The following is a 16,241-nucleotide window of genomic DNA, read 5'->3' as shown; positions in this document are numbered from 1 at the left end:
ATTACTTCGCCTCCTTTACATTCTCCAGGCTATCCCATACGCCAAGCAGATACATAATACCCATCGCTCTGTCGTAGAGGCCATAGCCCGGACGGCAGTTCTTCTCTTCTCCCCAGAGGTGACGGCCGTGGTCCGGACGCACATAGCCGGTGAACCCGCTCTCATGATAGGCCTTTACCACCTCAGCCACATCCACACTGCCGTCGCGGCCGCGGTGTGACACTTCGATAAAGTCCCCATTGTCGAATACCTTAACGTTACGGATATGGGCAAAATAAATCCGGTCATGGAACTCGCGGATCATCGCGGGCAGATCATTTTCGGGATTTGTGCCGAGCGAACCGGTGCAGAAGGTCAGTCCGTTGTAAGGGCTGTCTACGGCATCCAGCATCCGGCGGATCGTATCGCGGCTGCGGATGATGCGCGGCAGCCCAAAGATCGGCCAGGCCGGATCATCGGGGTGGATGGCCATTTTGATATCGGCTTCTTCACATACCGGCATGATACGCTCAAGGAAGTACACCAGGTTCTCGAACAATTTGTCTTCTGTCACATCGGCATAAGCCGCGAACAGATCATCGAGCTTAGCCAGACGCTCCGGCTCCCAGCCGGGCATCGTGAACTGGCCTGCGCCTTTGAGGATACGGTCAACCATTTCACGCGGATTATCGGTAATGGCAGCCTTTTCATAAAAGAGGGCGTTCGATCCGTCCGGCAACTCCTTGTACAGCTCCGTACGCGTCCAGTCGAACACCGGCATAAAGTTGTAGCAGATGACTTTTACGCCGACTTTGGCCAGCTTGCGGATCGTATCAATGTAAATGTCGATGTATTTGTCGCGGGACGGCAGGCCGATCTTGATATCATCATGAACATTAACACTCTCTACTACAGCGGTACTGAAGCCTTTGGCCGTAATCTGATCCGCAACCTTCTGGATTTCCTCCATCTCCCACACTTCACCGGCCACCTTATGATGCAGCGACCACACAATGCCCATTACCCCCGGAACTTGCCGGATATGGTCCAGAGTGATATTGTCGTTCCCTTCGCCGTACCATCTCCATGTCATGTTCATAAATAACCCCTCCTTATGATGTAAAAAGCAAAATGAATAAGCATTGTGTCAATTAGACTCACAGCGAGCTGCCAAAGGTAAGACTGACACACAAGATATCTTGTATACAAGTTCGACTTGATCATAATTTAAACCTTCTAAAGTTGTCAATACCCAATTAAAATCGTATATGTATGCCCTTACACCGGCGGAATTTGCGGCTTTTTTCACAAGAGTCCTGAATGTATTCTTTTATTAACCCTTGGCATGATGTATACTAGTTCTTAAAATACAAACGATGGAGCAAAAGTAGCCATGTCAATCAAAGAAGAAATTATGAAGACACTGAAGCAGGAAATCCTCACCCTGACCCTGAAGCCGGGCACTATCCTCAGTGAGACTGTCCTGTCCGAACGGTTCCAGATTTCACGGACCCCGCTGCGCGATGTGCTGAAGCAGCTCAGTCTGGAATCGTATATCGATATTTATCCCAAAAAGGGGAATCTGGTCTCTTTCATTGATCTGGAGTCGGTGGAGCAGATTATTTTTCTGCGGAGTGTGCTGGAGAAGGAGATCATCAAATATCTCTCGGAGCATCTTGCGCTGAAAGGCGTGCATGAGCTGAAGGATATACTGGACCGCCAGAAGGCCGTCATCCGTGAAGACAATGCCACCGAACCGTTCCTCAACCTGGACGATGCATTTCACGCCGCCTTATTCCGGCTGGCCGGACGGGAGTACCTGTGGAACCTGATTCAGCAGTCCAATGTGCATTATGTCCGCTACCGCAGACTGCACATGCTGAGAAAAGAAAAGCTGGAGGAAATCTGGAACGAGCACCAGCACATTCTGGAATATATGACCCGGCGGGAAACCGACAAGCTGGAGGCGCTGATCCACCACCATTTGCGGGAGGATATTAATTCCCTGTATCTGCAGGAGAATTTTGCGGATTATATCCGGGGCTAGGCAGGCTCTCTTTAGAAGCTATTAAATTTATTTTGCTTCTAAAGAGAGGTTTGTTGTTCCGCTATCAATGGGAACGTAGCTGGTTTAAGACTTTCTCCGGAATCACTTCCTCTTCGATTATAATCCATTCTTTCGTATAGGCTCCCTTAGCAAGCACCCTGACATAGCTTTCCGGTTGCTGTTCTTTGTCTGAAGAGAAAGTGATCTTTTCCTTCTCTCCTTCACCTGTGTAACCTGTCAGATTGTATCTGTAGCGAATCCATTCATTTTTACCTTCTTTCTTGGCTGGCTTTTTAATTACAGCATATACATATTGTTCCTTATACAATGGGTTGAACTGATCAAACTCCCGTTTAAAAGTTATATACAGGACCGAGCACACAACCAGCGCGATCAGAATAATAATCACAGGTTTTTTCATGCTTATTTACCTCCATTAGTAGTTGTTATAACATAGCGTTTTTCACGATTTTTTTGTAATACCCAAGAGTGAAGAAAGCGAACATAAAGTAAATTGCGGCATAAGCTCCCATCGCAATCATCGCAGGGATCGTATCGTCCGAAAGAGTTATGAAATAACTCGCCTTGACTGCATAAATTGAATGTAATATTCCAATGAACAGCGGGAGCAGGAACACCAGCATTTGCTTCCTCAAAACGCCTTTCATGATCATCTTTTCATCAAAACCAAGCTGACGCAATGTTCTAAAGCTCTGTTTCTCCTGCTCGGCTTCGCTCATCTGTTTAAAGTACAGAATGCTGCCGGTAGAAGCAAGAAAGGCAAGTCCCAGAAAGGCAGCAATAAAGATTAATAATCCGGATTGTTCAAGCAGACTTCTGTAGCGGGAATAGTAATCTGTCGAATAAAAATCATCCGTCTTGTACTTCTGGTAGAGGAGGGAAGCAAGCTCAAGCTCATTCCGGTCCGGAACTTGAATTGTATCTATCTGAACCCGTTCAAAACCATCCGTGCCTGACATTCTCCGCTCGACTTCTTCCATGGTTACTTCAGACACTAATATTTGTCTGCCTGAAATTCCAGAATTTATAATGTTTTCCAAGAATATTTCATTCATTGGATAACTCTTGGTCTGTTTGTCTGAGCGCAGTTCAATCATGGTTGGATAACGTTTAGAGATATCAATGTCATCATATAAGCTCAGTGCAGAAGCATTATATTCTACTGCCTCGCCATAGTCAGGTACAGGGATATCTCTGCCGGTTTGTTGCAACTGTTCAGCCGGAAGCCATAATAACACGCCTGTTCTATATCCCGATGTAGTCATCGGATCCAGGACAACACCGTTAACCCGGAACGTATCGATGGTGTGGTGATTATAATGAATACCTTCGCTTTCCAGCTCGGCTGTAAACGCAGCTGCATCCCGCTGGTTATTCTCAATTACGAAATCATAAGGATATTCATCCCGGGTGACTTGCTCTACAGAGTAATAGATAGAATACGCCATGGCAACCAGTGTAAGGGTTAAAGCTGAGAGCACAGTAATTAAAGTGAGCGAGTTGGCATTAGCTTTCATACGGTGCATTAGTGGGGCAAGCGATAGGCTGTTGTACAGGCCTAAGTGTCCTTTTTTACGTCTGCGGAACCAGTAAAGACACCATCTGATTGTCACCCGGAATAAGATATAGGTTCCTGTTATTGTAGATGCCAATACCAACATCGCATTAACTGCTAGCTGCTCATCTACCATACGTCCCGATAACTGATAGCCGTAGCCGATCATTATAACACCAAGTACAGCTAATATAGCCGTAAGAATGGAGGGCCGCCTGCTGACAAGGTCAGGCTGCTTATCTGCTTGGAATAAGCCGAGCAGGGTTCTGCGGTTGATCATAACTATCATCTGAGTGGAAGTAATAAAGATGATAAGAATAAACACTACTGCCGTTTCTATGGCTGCCGGTACAGAAAAATTTATCGAAGGCAGGCCGTCCAGATTGAGCAGTTTCATTAAAATCAGGACAAACAGGCGGGACACCAGCGCTCCGGAGATAATCCCTGCTATTAAAGCACTTAAACCCAGCAAGATATTCTCAATGAGTAAATAACGGATAATCCAACCCTTGGAAAGGCCGATGAGCTGGTATAATCCGATTTCCCGGCTGCGTCTGCGTAAGAAAATACCGTTAGAGGAAACCGCAAAAATCCCTATGATTACCACAAGCAGGACCGCTGCGGACTGAAAGGCTGTCGTGATATTCACACTTGAATCCAGCATGTTCTGTACCTGCTGATCATACTTGAGTGATGCAAAGACGAAGAACAGGCTCATACTGAAAATCAGGGCGAAAAAATACAGATAGTAATGTTTCACATTCTGCCGCATACTGCGGAGTGCCAGATCAAATACCGTCAATATTATCGCCCCCTAATACAGCCTGCACATCAATGATTTCCTTGAAGAACGACTGTCTGGATTTCTCCCCCCGGTACAATTCGGAATAAATTTTCCCGTCTTTCAGAAAGACCACGCGGTTACAATAGCTGGATGCGACCGGATCGTGCGTGACCATGATAATTGTGACCTCTCTGGTCCGGTTCACCTCGTCCATTACGGACAACAGCGATGATGCGGATTTGGAATCCAGCGCTCCCGTCGGTTCGTCTGCAAAGATGATGGAAGGCTGATGGATCAAAGCCCGTCCGGCTGCAGTGCGCTGTTTTTGTCCTCCTGATATTTCGAAGGGATATTTCTCCGACAATTCCTTAATGCCCAGTACATTTGCAATCGCTGTAAACTCTCTCTCTGCCTGCTTTTTACTCAGCTTGCTGAGAGATACCGGCAGAAGGATATTTTCTTTTACCGTCAACGTATCAAGAAGATTGTAATCCTGGAAGATGAAGCCAAGCTTGTTGCGGCGGAACGCGGAAAGGGCAGCGTTGTTCATGGCGGATATATCTTCATTATCGATTAATATCGTACCGTCAGTGGTCCGGTCAATCGTGGCAAGTACATTTAGCAGGGTGGTCTTGCCGGAACCGGAGGGACCCATGATACCGACGAATTCTTTACGAAGAACGCGTAAATCAATACCTTTGAGAACATGCTGGGAACTGCCCCGTGAGCCATATGCCTTGTGAACATTCCGGGCATGCAATACTGTATCTTGTCCTTTCATTTCATTCATAGTGAACCTCCCAAATTTGATTATAGGTTAAGTTTACGCGCATATATCCCGGGTGTCGCACGTTTCAGGTGACGAGTTGCAGTGGTAGGTGACGAATTCGTCAGGTTAACAAAAAAACAGCCAGGATGACCTTGGCTGTTCATAACGGGATATGATCCGCTTGTCCTCTTCTAACGGTCTCGAATGCATTAGAATCTGTAAAGGTCATCCGCATTGTCGTACCTTGCGGCTGACTGGATTGGACTTGAAGGGTAATTCCAATTTTGGCTGCAACGGTTTGGGCAAGATAGAGGCCGAGTCCAGTAGAAGCATTATGAATTCTTCCATTCCCGCCGGTAAATCCTTTGTCAAAAATTCGCGGAAGGTCATGATGCTCAATACCGGGACCCTCGTCAATTAAATCCAGAAAGACCTTCTCTTGTTCCGTAACATTTGTCCTGAATGTGAGTGACGTGTCTGCAGGACTGTATTTAATGGCATTGGTCAATAACTGCCTAACGATAAAACGGCACCATTTACGGTCTGTAACGACGGTAGCATCATTGCCTTCAATAATGACTGCCAGGTTTTTCTCCATACACCAGGGAGCCAGTTCCCGCACTTCTTCTGTCGCAAGACGTTGTAACGACACCTGTTCAAGAACATAGTCCGATTCCAGGGCAGGAAGGCGTGTCATATACAGCTGACGGTCTACAAGCAGATGAATCCTCAGCCATTCTGTTTCAATTTTGCGGATATCCGGATCATTTTGGCGTGCGGCCATAATCAGTTTCATAGCGGTAAGAGGAGTCTTAATTTCATGAATCCAGGACGCAATAAAATCATTCTCAATCAGCTGCGCGTCCTTCACCCCAGAAAGCTTCCGTTTGAAATGGGATGAAGCCTCTCTTAATACATGGCCCGTAATCTTATCTAATTCATTGTCAGGTTCAGGAAGACTCTCAAACCAGTCATCGGACATAAAATCCTGCAGTTTGGCAACTGCTGCCAGATACCTGGTTTCTTTCCTATACCGCCAAAGGAAAAATACAACAAACACAATAATATACAACGAATTTAAGTATATGAAAGAAGCGGGTTCAACACTTACTCCCTGATCGAGAACTATTAACAGGTCAGTCACACCCAGCAAACTGATAAAAAGCAGGATCCAGCTTTTTCTTGAAATAACGTAACGTACTAACATATCATCTTTCCTCCTATAAAGTTACTGCCATATAACCCATCCCTTTCTTTGTCACAATTGCATCTGAAAGCCCAAGCGGTTCTAACTTCTGCCGCAAACGGGTGATATTAGCAGTAAGAGTATTATCATTTACGAACTGCTCATCCTCCCATAGCTTACGAATCAGATCATGACGTGAAATAACAGAATTGTTGAACTTCACCAGCGCAAGCAGTAAGAAAAATTCATTTTTGGTCAAGTCTGCTTCCTCGAATGATTTTCGGATCACACCCCGCTTTAAATCAATTAGGGCACCGTTCCATTCGAGTGTATCTGCCTGGGTTTCCCCATAAGCGTACGTCCGACGGAGAATTGCTTGAATTTTGGCATACAGCACATTCGTATGAAAAGGTTTCTGGACAAAATCATCCGCACCCATATTAAGCGCCATAACCATATCTAACGGGTGATCACGGGAAGATAAGAAAATGATGGGTACTTGGGATACAGAGCGAATCTCCCTGCACCAATGAAAACCGTCAAATTTAGGCAGCGTGATATCCATGATTACAAGATGAGGCTGCTGATCAAGAAACGAACGCATTACCTCATTAAAATTATCCGGTTTCGTAACCCGGAACGCCCAAGCTTCCAGTCCGGTTTGCAGCGCTTCGAATAATGCCTGATCATCTTCAACTACAAATATATTAAATTCCATTAACGCCCCTCCCTTATTCGGAGTCCAGAAAAGCTTCGTGCCCCGTTTTTGTACAACTCCCAAATGATAAAATTGTCACCTTCCCTTTAAATATGTCACCCAAACCGAGCGACAAGACAGGAATTTCAAATATATAATTATGTTACACACTCTAAAGATGTGTAAGGCAAAAATCAAATGACAGAATAGGAGAAAATGAATGATGAAGAAAATGATATTCGCATGCGTCATCTGTGCTTTCTTCCTTGCGGGATGCAGCAACAATAATAGGGTAAACTCAGAAAAGATGAGTCCTGATGAGAATGTGCAGCATACGTTGGAGCAATATTTGCAGGCCATCGTTAATAGAGATGCTGACACATTGGTCGAGTTATACGGCGGTAGCTACCAGGGGTTCATGAATTTATTTCCTGAAACAGACCCTGACAACGAGCAAAAATTATTCAATCAGTATCTAGAGCTGATTCCTAATATCTCTCTTAAAGAAATTCTTGATCAGACTGAGGTAAGCAAGGATGAATATAAATTCGTGATTACGTTTCAGCATGAAGACGGAACCTTGTTCCAGACACAGGAGTCCGACATAATCACTGATAAGTTTACCTACACAATTAAAAGAGTTGACGGTAGACTAAAGGTAATGGAAGTCCCTCCATATCAACCTTAGGGTGGAGTCTTCATCGTCAACTACAACTTGCTTTGAATTCTACAAAGGCTCACTTTGGCCGTTGGCTTTTCGTCTATAGTTTTTCTCCACAGGAAGCTGGAAGTTCCAGTCTCCGGTGAGCGTATGCTCGCTCAAGTGGGTTGAACGGTTTGGTTACGTAGTCATCGATCGGCTATGATAGTAGCCTCTATCAATCAGCTGCAATCCTTGCAAGCAGCAAAAAGTAAAGTGAAAAATTATAGACCGCTTATGCTTAGTATTGCTGCGGTCCCTGCGGATTCTAAGGATCGGAAGTCAACAGGATATGTATTTGGTTCTGAGATTCTGGCTATTCCGGCGGATGCATCGAATGTAGACGCCGCTTGGGAATCCATTAAATACTTCAATGGGGAAGAAAAGTAAAATATTCAGACTGATTAAAGGTAAGGAAAAGAGGTAGTTGTTGATACTCTAACGAGGAACTTTCGTTCAATAAAAACAGCGACAGCCAGGACCTGTTTCCTTGTCCATGGCCGTCGCTGTTTCAATTTCAAAGGGTCAGTCTCCCTGACCGTTCGGCAAAAACCGGAACCACTGCAGGTCAAAGTTACTGCCCGGCAGGAACAGCAGGTGCACGGTATTGTTAGCAAGCCCGGAACGGCCGCAAATCTGCAGACGCACTGCCCCCTGCCTACCGAAATCCATGTCCTCGTAGATCAGCGACACGTTGTTGCCGATCCCCTCAACCGCATTCTCTGTGACGGAGAAGGTATCGCCGTATATCCGGCTGTTCTCCAGGGCGCTGAGGCGGGCGAATGCTTTGAGCCGGCGGGCAAACTGGATGCCCTTGAGGTGAATCTTTTTCCGCAGGATGAAGGAAAGGGTTGTCATTCCGCGCAGCGGCCGAGAGAGCATGTACGTCTCCTCCTGGTATACATTCCAGCGGGACGGCTTCTGGTACAGCACCGTATCCAGCAGCACTGCGCCCGGCTGGCCCGGAATTCCTTCCCAGATCTCTATCGGATATTCTTCGCTGTCCAGTGCGAATACAGGCATTGTCAATTCATCTGCGCCGTAGCTGCCGAAGTCGATCCGTTCGAAGCAGATCAGGCTCTCCCCTTCACGCGCCGTCGCTACGCCGCGTTCATTGCCGTTGGTCAGGTTGTAGCTGGCGCTGCTATGATAGGCAGCGGAGATGAATTCATACGGATTCAGATAAGCCTGGCCGAAGCCGCTAAGCTTGATCTCCATCTGTGAATAGATCCGGATGCCCTCTGCCCCGTTCCGCACTCCGCACCGCACAAAGACATCGCCGTCTCCCAGAGCGGTAATCAGCACTTCCTGTTCCTTAACCTCAAGCGCAGCGATATTGGAATCTACTCCAGCCGCGTTGGTGATGCGCCATTCTACATCATGATAAGTGGCGTTCCCCGGATGCAGCTTCACGCGGATGGGCAAGCCGGACTTATCCGGTGTCAGCAGCGTGCCTTCCGGACAGAGGATCTCCAGCTTCCGCACCGGCACCTCAAGCAAGGCTTCGCCGCTGGCGCGCCCAGCCTTCAAGCCGGCTCCCCGCCCGGCTTCCAGCGGGCAATCCGCATAGAGCACCCGTTCTTCCGGCTCTGCCCCCGTATCCGTAACAGCAGGCACGGACTGCAGCACGATCACAGCACCGGCAATACCTGCCGAATCCGCGCGCAGCGTAATCGCCCCCGGCTCCAGTGTGCCGGCAATTATCGCCAGCAGCTTGCCGCTGAACATCCGGCGGCTTGAGCCTTTGTAGGCATCGTAATCGGTGCTGTCCCCGTTATCCAGGCCGACCAGCCGTCCCGGCCCTTCAATGCTGAGACGCACCCGGTTATTGGCGTTCTCCACCGGCAGCCCCGCTGCATCTGCGGCAGTAATCGTGATGAAGATCAGATCCTGCCCGTCAGCTGTAAGCTCCCGCTTATCTGCTTCCAGCACAAGGGAGGCGGCATCGCCAAAGGAAGCACGCTGCACCGAGGCTATCACTTGGCCATGTTCATCATAGGCATGGCCCGGAGAACCCCCGCCTTATACGGCAGCTTCCAATTCCCCACCAGCTGCAGTCCGTTTTCATGATCAATGTCATACGTACCCTGGGAGACGTCATCCAGGAACAGCTCAATCCGCGGCGCGTTAGAGCAGACACGGACATCGATCAGCTGCCCTTCCGAGAAATCCCAGTACGGGAAGATATGAATCATCGGAGCGGTGCGGTAATCCGTCCATTCCGCCTGATAAATATAATAGGAATCCTTCGGGAATCCGGCGGTATCCAGCTGTCCGAAGTAAGAGTTCTTGGTATGGTACGGCGTCGGTTCCCCGATATAGTCGAAGCCGGTCCAGAGGAACTGTCCCAGGGAGTACTTGGCATCCCGGTCTCCGGTGATGCAGGTTTCTGTATTTTTCGCGCCCCAGCTGGTTGAACTGTTGCCAAGCGCTGAACACTGCAGGTCATCGTCGGCAAGCACCGGCTGCTCCAGCGGAAAATGATAGACTCCCCGGCTCTGCACCGTCGAACAGGTCTCGCTGCCGTAGATCATCCAGTCCGGATGCTCGGCATGATGTGTTTCATAATATTTCTCGCCGTAGTTATACCCGGCAACCTTGACGATGTCTGCACATTTCTGTGCATTCTCCCACGGCATATAGTTCGAGCCGATCGTTACAAAACCGTTGCCGCGCGGGTCATGCAGCAGCACCTCATCCTGCAGCATCCGGGTAACCTTCTGGCCCCGCTCGCCCGCGTGGGTATCATAGATCTCGTTGCCGATGCTCCACATGATCAGGCTCGGGCGGTTCCGGTCGCGCCGGACCCAGCTGGCAATATCCTTCCTCCACCAATCCGGGAAGAAACGGGCGTAGTCGTAAGGCGTCTTGCTGCGCTCCCATATGTCAAACGCCTCCGAAACGATCAGCACGCCCATTTCATTCGCCAGCTCCATCAGCTCAACCGCAGGCATGTTATGGGCGGTGCGGATGGCATTCACACCCATCTCCTGCAGCAGCACGATCTGCCGCCGTAGCGCAGCCGTATTAACCGCCGCCCCCAGCGCACCCAGATCATGGTGCTGTCACACCCCGTTCAGCTTAAAGGAGCGGCCGTTCAGGAAAAATCCCTTGTCACTGTCCAGCTCCACTGTCCGGAAGCCGAACCGCTCACACTCCTCCTGGATAACGGTCCCGTCGGCCAGCAGTTCCGTCTTGAGCCAGTACAGGCTCGGGCTGGCAATATCCCAGAGAGCTGGCTGCTCCACTGCCAGCCTGCTGTGGGCATGCACGGTCCCGCCGCCATCCGCCATCAGCACTGCGGACTCCTCCCGGGCCACAGCATTACCGTCCCCGTCCAGCACTGTATGGCGGAGCGTGTACGCTGCCTTTTCCCCGCCGGCTGCATGATTCTGCCCGTTCTCCCCCGGCCGGTGTGCAGTGTCCGCCAGCCTCAGCTCTGTATCCACATCCACCGTCCAGTTCCCGCCGTCTGCCGGCCGTGCAGCAATGTAGATTCCGTCTGCAGCAATATGGCTCAGCGGATATTCATGCAGCCACACCGAGCGGTAGATACCTGCCCCGGAGTACCAGCGGGAATTGGGCGATTCATGGACGACCCGCATCACAATGCTGTTATCGCCTTCCTGCAGATAAGGCGTAATGTCAAACTCAAAAGTGGAATACCCATACTTCCACTCCCCCGCCTCCTGTCCGTTCACATACAGTGCAGAATCCATGTATACGCCTTCAAACCGCAGAGAGCAGCAGCGCTCCGGCGGTATTTTATCCAGAGTAAGCGTCTTGCTGTACCAGCCCTCCCCGTTCTCATAGAGCGCATTCGTATCGTAAATCAGCCAGTCATGCGGCAGGGTAACGGGCATCCAGTCCGCCAGCGCCATTACTTTTGTCAGCTCAGATCCCAGCGGCTGCTTGCTGAACTGCCAGCCCCCGTTCCATTTACGTGCAGTGTTCATCCTGTACTCTCCTCCTGTATCTTTTTCTCCGGATACCCGCCCGGTCTCAGCGCTTCAGATAACGTTCATAGGCAGCCTGCTGAATCATGGGAAATTCGTGCTGTGCGAGTATTTGAGCATCACCTTATCACTGGAAATACCATCCGGGTTATTCGCCACAAAGTCTGTGTACACCGGCTCACCGCCCACCAAAGTATACGTAATTCCTTCGATGCCAAAGGTATTCAGCATACTGCCCTCTTCGGTAAAAGCATAATCAAGCCACCGCATCGCCGCCTCCACATGCTTCGTATTAGCCGAAATAGCCGCGGAGTAAGTTCCGGCATAGGCATTGTCGAGCTGGCCGAACTCCGGTGTCTCCCCCTTGGTGGCTGCCGGATACGGGGCGGCTGCAAAATTTGCCTGTTCCCCGGCTGCCCGTGCTGCCGAATTGTAGCTCTCAATGTAAAATTGCCAGCCGATTGTCGCTCCGCTTTCGCCGGAGGTCATTTTTTTATCTACAGTCGGCGCATCGATGGAGGCAAAATCCTTGTCGATCAGACCCTCCTTATACCACTGGGCCATCGTCTTCAGATACTCCTTGTAGCCCGGCTCCAGATACCCAAAGACTACCTTCCCGTCATTGACGTAGAAATTGCCCATCACCCCGAAGGCACCGGCAAAACCGCCGGTCCGCTCACCCAGAAACAGCGTCCGGAGCGTCAGCGGGGCAGCAGCCTGTTTCTGTTCTTTAAAAGCGGTCAGTACCGTATGCCACTCGTCAATCGTCTCCGGGATGCCAAGCCCCAGCTCGTCCAGCCAGTCCCGGCGGATAATCGGTCCGCCGTATACCCTGCCGGTTTCCGAACGGATGAACGGGAAGGCGTAGTAGGTGCCGGCGTCGGTTTTGATCATTTTGTCAATTTCCGGATGCTTGGCAAGTGTCCGTTTCAGGTTGGGCGCATATAGGCCGATCAGATCGTTCAGCTTGAGAATATAGCCCTGCTCCACCGCTTTATCGGGACCGCCGGGGAACTGCAGCCACGTATTGAGAAAAATATCCGGCAGCTCGCCCGATGCCAGCAGCAGACTGAATTTCTGGTCAGTCATCGGCGTGCCTCCGAGCTGCCTGATCCGGATACCTGTCCTGAGCTCATACTCGTCATCGATCGGCAGACGCTCCGGCGTCCCGCCCAGCTGCTCATTCATAAAGGTGAGTGTGATATCCCCCGGCATCGGATAGGAAAAATCAGCGGGCTCCGCAGACGGATTGCCCGAAGGTGTCTTCAAAGCGCTTTCATTATTAGCGTCTCCGCATCCTCCGGCAAGCAGGACAATACCCAGTAAAAAAATGGCTGAATGCCTGGCCCTTCCTTCTCTCCAACTTTTGATCAACATGATGACCTCCACTGTGAATTCTGGTCCGGCGAACATACTGTGCGATTTCATGCACCTTCAATGTAAGCTATAACCAGCGCCCGGAGCGATGTTCAATATGCAAAATGGATTGTCATTATCATAAAAAAGCTTGCATTGTCCCGTTAATATGACACTCAGGCAAAACCAAAAACCTCCTTGCCAGCAAGGAGGTTCAGGAGTTAAATCACTTCAAACACCGGACGATCCTGGATAAAATGCACCGGCACCTCCGGAAACTGTGCGGCCAGCCGTTCTGCAAGCAGCTTCATGCCCGGGGCCTCACTTTCGGCATGTCCAAGCATGATCAATGCTTTGCTGCGCCCCTGCTGCAGCGCATCCCTGACATATTCCGGCGTCTCCCATTCCGGTCCCTCGCCGGCAATAATCAGGTCCAGCCCTTCTTCACCGTACAGGGGAATCACCTGCTGGCCCCCGCCCCGGTAGCCGACCAGGATGCCTATTGTGCTGCAGGCCGCCGAAAGATCTCCTGCTGCACGCACATAGGCAATCTGCAGCTTGCCCTTCACATGCTCTGCGGCCTCTCTGGCCGTCATGGGCGGGAGCGTCAGAAGGGACACCGCCGGGCGGTGCTCCGTCACATACTCCTGCCAGCCCAGTGAAGCAATCAGCCCTTCGGTAATCCCGTCCGGTGTATAGCGGTGCACATAATCGTGAAAACGGTAAATACCGGTTTGCGTTTCGGCAATCAACGCCGACTTTTTCCGGTATACAGGATCATGCCCAAGCTGCTCCCGCTGGTCATGATGGCTGTAATAGATCCCCTCATGCGAAATAATAAGGTTGGCACCAAGGGCAGCCGCTTGTTCTATCACATATTGCGAGGCGGTAAATGCGGTGACAATTCCCCGCACCTCCGTCTCCGGTGTTCCTGTTTCCAGCCTGTCTACCGTCTGCTCCGGCACGGGAATTCCAGCCGTCAGCCAGTCAATGATCGTTCCGAAAGTCATTGTCATGTCCATTTAGTAGATGGTACGTGACAACTGATCTTCTATTCCGCTTTTGCGGTAAAAATACGTGTTGATCTGGTCACGCCATTCCTTCGCATGCGCGGCTTGCCCTGTAAGACGCTGCTCTACCTGCACATACAGATCCTCTCTAACCTTGTCCTTCAAGGTCTGCCAGGAGGATAACAGCCCTTCCGCCCGTTGCGCTCCTTCAAAATGCGTATCGTAAATGTGCTGGATTACGGTTTTGCCGGAATGGAGCACATGGGTGTACGGCACATGGTGGAAGAACAGCAGCAGCTCATCCGGGCATTCCTCTAGCGACTCGTAGCGGGCAGCGTTGCTGCCGATATACTGGGCGCTGTATCCGGTTCCCGTCTTCACCGTCCGGTCGACTCCGATCCCCTGATTGTCGGCGTAATGATAGGTGCCCCACTGCGAATATTCATAGCCGTCCACATTCGGGCCATAGTGATGCTCCGGATTGATCATCCAGCCCACCCCGAGCGGTGCCGTGTAAGATTCATAAATTCCCCATGAATCCAGCAAAATTCTGCTGATTACATCCGCCACTTCCTGATTACTGCCGAAGGTCAGGGCAATCCATTCAGCGGCGATGGCTTCTGCGCTGAGCTCAGGATTCCAGGCCAGACGGCCGTATCCGTACAGGTTGGCCTGGGCCAGCAGATGGCCGGTCCAGTTGGTGTCATTGCCGGTATTGGACACCGCGGCAATTCCGCTGAGGCGGTTGCCCCACAGCGAGCCGTCCACGATGCGCTTCACCGGAGAAGCTTCGCCTTTGGCCAGGGTCTGGAACTCCAGCACCTCTTTCCACTGGGGAACCAGGTAGCAGACATGGCGCTGCTGGCCGGTATATTCCTGGGCGATCTGGAATTCAATGATCTGGTTCGTCTGCGTAAGTGCCCCGAACAGCGGGGAGACCGGCTCTCTGACCTGGAAATCCATCGGCCCGTTTTTGATCTGCAGGATGACATTGTCCTTGAATCTGCCGTCCAGCGGTTTGAAATGATCATATGCCGCTCTTGCCCGGTCTGTCTTGCGGTCACGCCAGTCCTGCTTGCAGTTGTACACGAAGCAGCGCCAGATGACGATGCCTCCGAACGGCTCCAGCGCCTCAGCCAGCATGTTGGCCCCGTCGGCATGGTCGCGCCCGTAAGTGAACGGCCCCGGACGGTTCTCCGAATCCGCCTTGACCACAAATCCGCCGAAATCAGGAATGGCCTGATAAATTTCAGCCGCCTTGTCCTGCCACCACCGGCGTACGCCCGGGTCGAGCGGATCGGCGGTACCCGCCCCGCCTTCCTGCATTGGCCCGGCAAAATTCACACTCAGGAACAGCCGGATGCCATACACCCGGAACTGGTCCGCGATTTCAGCCACCTGCGGCAGATACTCCGAGATGAACAGTGTCTCCAGTGCATGCACATTCACATTGTTGATAGCAATGGCATTGATCCCGGCCGAGGACATCAGGCGCGCATAATCGCGTACCCGCTCCATATCCCCGATAAACCGGTTATTATCATAGAAAAAAGACCTGCCGGCATAGCCGCGCTCCACACTGCCGTCAAAATTATCCCAATGGTTGATCATCCGCAGGCTGTTGATCGGATTCACTGTCTCATCAAGCGCCCCGATGGGCTGAAGCGTGCCAATGAGCCGCAGCAGATGGAATACTCCGTAGAGTACGCCTGCCGGTGTAGAAGCGCCGACAGCAATGCAGTTATGCTCTGCGCTGGTGCGGATGGCGAAGCCTTCGAGGCCAACCTTGCGGATGTCGGCCTCTGCAAACACGCTGCTAATCAGCGCGTTCCCGCCCCCAAAGGTGCCGAAGGCAACGACAGGACCTGAGCCGGTCCCGGCAGTATGCTCCGGGGCATTGGCTGCTGTTTCCGCCGGTGCAGCTTCTGCCCGCACCTGTACCTGAATACCCAGCATCGAGGCAACACCGCGCTTCCATTCCGCCAGCGCAGCCTGGATTGTGTCATCCGTCTCCGTAACGCTCACCGCTCGGCACCATTTCACATATTGCTCCTGCAAGCTGCCCTGCGGAAGCTCGGGATAGCTTAACCAGGCATTATAGCCATGATCCTGTGTCCGATTGCTGATCCTGTTTGCTTCGTTCATCCGGAAATCCCCTCCTGATCGTTGCTGATTATTGTT

14 protein-coding genes are annotated in these 16,241 nt (G+C 51.0%); 2 read left to right on the top strand and 12 right to left on the bottom strand.

Features of this window, described 5'->3' with window-relative positions; all coding sequences use genetic code 11:
• Nucleotide 1: 1 nt before the first annotated feature.
• Entirely contained in the window at nucleotides 2-1,078 is a 1,077-nt protein-coding gene (gene uxuA / locus M2108_RS06715) for a mannonate dehydratase (protein ID WP_277468736.1), read from the bottom strand.
• A gap of 294 nt (nucleotides 1,079-1,372) precedes the next feature.
• Here uxuA and M2108_RS06710 point away from each other — a divergent pair, with 294 nt between their 5' ends.
• Nucleotides 1,373-2,026, top strand: coding sequence for a GntR family transcriptional regulator (locus M2108_RS06710; protein WP_277468737.1), 654 nt, complete (start codon nucleotides 1,373-1,375; stop codon nucleotides 2,024-2,026).
• Nucleotides 2,027-2,090: 64 nt separating this feature from the next.
• Here M2108_RS06710 and M2108_RS06705 read toward each other — a convergent pair whose 3' ends face one another.
• From M2108_RS06705 to M2108_RS06685, 5 genes are all read right to left on the bottom strand, one after another.
• Nucleotides 2,091-2,447, bottom strand: coding sequence for a YxeA family protein (locus tag M2108_RS06705; protein ID WP_277468738.1), 357 nt, complete (start codon nucleotides 2,445-2,447; stop codon nucleotides 2,091-2,093).
• A 25-nt stretch (nucleotides 2,448-2,472) separates the two neighbouring features.
• Complete coding sequence (locus tag M2108_RS06700) at nucleotides 2,473-4,404, bottom strand: FtsX-like permease family protein (protein ID WP_277468739.1); 1,932 nt, start codon at nucleotides 4,402-4,404, stop codon at nucleotides 2,473-2,475.
• A complete protein-coding gene (locus M2108_RS06695; protein ID WP_277468740.1) occupies nucleotides 4,391-5,176 on the bottom strand; it encodes an ABC transporter ATP-binding protein in 786 nt (261 codons plus the stop codon). Before M2108_RS06695 ends, M2108_RS06700 begins: the two co-directional genes overlap by 14 nt.
• A gap of 139 nt (nucleotides 5,177-5,315) precedes the next feature.
• A complete protein-coding gene (locus M2108_RS06690) occupies nucleotides 5,316-6,362 on the bottom strand; it encodes a sensor histidine kinase (RefSeq protein WP_277468741.1) in 1,047 nt (348 codons plus the stop codon).
• Between the two features lie 13 nt (nucleotides 6,363-6,375).
• Nucleotides 6,376-7,059: a response regulator transcription factor gene (locus tag M2108_RS06685; RefSeq protein ID WP_277468742.1), complete on the bottom strand. Its 684-nt coding sequence runs from the start codon at nucleotides 7,057-7,059 to the stop codon at nucleotides 6,376-6,378.
• 199 nt (nucleotides 7,060-7,258) lie between these two features.
• Here M2108_RS06685 and M2108_RS06680 point away from each other — a divergent pair, with 199 nt between their 5' ends.
• Nucleotides 7,259-7,726 carry a hypothetical protein gene (locus tag M2108_RS06680; RefSeq protein WP_280776938.1) on the top strand — a complete coding sequence of 156 codons (468 nt, stop codon included), beginning with the start codon at nucleotides 7,259-7,261 and terminating at the stop codon, nucleotides 7,724-7,726.
• Between the two features lie 537 nt (nucleotides 7,727-8,263).
• On the opposite strand, the gene M2108_RS31410 is transcribed toward M2108_RS06680, so the two are convergent.
• The 6 genes from M2108_RS31410 to M2108_RS06660 form a co-directional block, all read right to left on the bottom strand.
• Nucleotides 8,264-9,718: a hypothetical protein gene (locus tag M2108_RS31410; protein WP_346780545.1), complete on the bottom strand. Its 1,455-nt coding sequence runs from the start codon at nucleotides 9,716-9,718 to the stop codon at nucleotides 8,264-8,266.
• On the bottom strand, nucleotides 9,715-10,740 hold the full coding sequence (locus M2108_RS31405) for a DUF4982 domain-containing protein (RefSeq protein WP_346780546.1): 1,026 nt from the start codon (nucleotides 10,738-10,740) through the stop codon (nucleotides 9,715-9,717). Before M2108_RS31405 ends, M2108_RS31410 begins: the two co-directional genes overlap by 4 nt.
• A 63-nt stretch (nucleotides 10,741-10,803) precedes the next feature.
• The gene (locus M2108_RS31400) at nucleotides 10,804-11,694 is read right to left on the bottom strand and encodes a glycoside hydrolase family 2 protein (RefSeq protein WP_346780547.1); all 891 of its coding nucleotides are present in this window, start codon (nucleotides 11,692-11,694) and stop codon (nucleotides 10,804-10,806) included.
• 84 nt (nucleotides 11,695-11,778) lie between these two features.
• Nucleotides 11,779-13,071 carry an extracellular solute-binding protein gene (locus M2108_RS06670; protein ID WP_277468745.1) on the bottom strand — a complete coding sequence of 431 codons (1,293 nt, stop codon included), beginning with the start codon at nucleotides 13,069-13,071 and terminating at the stop codon, nucleotides 11,779-11,781.
• A gap of 200 nt (nucleotides 13,072-13,271) precedes the next feature.
• Nucleotides 13,272-14,066, bottom strand: a complete 795-nt coding sequence (locus M2108_RS06665; RefSeq protein WP_277468767.1) for a Nif3-like dinuclear metal center hexameric protein — start codon at nucleotides 14,064-14,066, stop codon at nucleotides 13,272-13,274.
• A 6-nt stretch (nucleotides 14,067-14,072) separates the two neighbouring features.
• Nucleotides 14,073-16,205: an alpha-glucuronidase family glycosyl hydrolase gene (locus tag M2108_RS06660; RefSeq protein WP_277468746.1), complete on the bottom strand. Its 2,133-nt coding sequence runs from the start codon at nucleotides 16,203-16,205 to the stop codon at nucleotides 14,073-14,075.
• Between the last annotated feature and the right edge of the window lie 36 nt (nucleotides 16,206-16,241).

Origin of the sequence: Paenibacillus sp. PastM-3 (assembly GCF_029893965.1) — a bacterium.
Classification (GTDB): domain Bacteria; phylum Bacillota; class Bacilli; order Paenibacillales; family Paenibacillaceae; genus Paenibacillus_AQ.
This window is presented reverse-complemented; position numbering and strand designations above follow the sequence as displayed.

Coding starts and splice junctions, on each gene's coding strand:
- uxuA (WP_277468736.1), bottom strand. CDS start 1,078: ATGAACATGACATGGAGATGGTACGGCGAAGGGAACGACAATATCACT.
- M2108_RS06710 (WP_277468737.1), top strand. CDS start 1,373: ATGTCAATCAAAGAAGAAATTATGAAGACACTGAAGCAGGAAATCCTC.
- M2108_RS06705 (WP_277468738.1), bottom strand. CDS start 2,447: ATGAAAAAACCTGTGATTATTATTCTGATCGCGCTGGTTGTGTGCTCG.
- M2108_RS06695 (WP_277468740.1), bottom strand. CDS start 5,176: ATGAATGAAATGAAAGGACAAGATACAGTATTGCATGCCCGGAATGTT.
- M2108_RS06690 (WP_277468741.1), bottom strand. CDS start 6,362: ATGTTAGTACGTTACGTTATTTCAAGAAAAAGCTGGATCCTGCTTTTT.
- M2108_RS06685 (WP_277468742.1), bottom strand. CDS start 7,059: ATGGAATTTAATATATTTGTAGTTGAAGATGATCAGGCATTATTCGAA.
- M2108_RS06680 (WP_280776938.1), top strand. CDS start 7,259: ATGATGAAGAAAATGATATTCGCATGCGTCATCTGTGCTTTCTTCCTT.
- M2108_RS31400 (WP_346780547.1), bottom strand. CDS start 11,694: ATGAACACTGCACGTAAATGGAACGGGGGCTGGCAGTTCAGCAAGCAG.
- M2108_RS06670 (WP_277468745.1), bottom strand. CDS start 13,071: ATGTTGATCAAAAGTTGGAGAGAAGGAAGGGCCAGGCATTCAGCCATT.
- M2108_RS06665 (WP_277468767.1), bottom strand. CDS start 14,066: ATGACAATGACTTTCGGAACGATCATTGACTGGCTGACGGCTGGAATT.
- M2108_RS06660 (WP_277468746.1), bottom strand. CDS start 16,205: ATGAACGAAGCAAACAGGATCAGCAATCGGACACAGGATCATGGCTAT.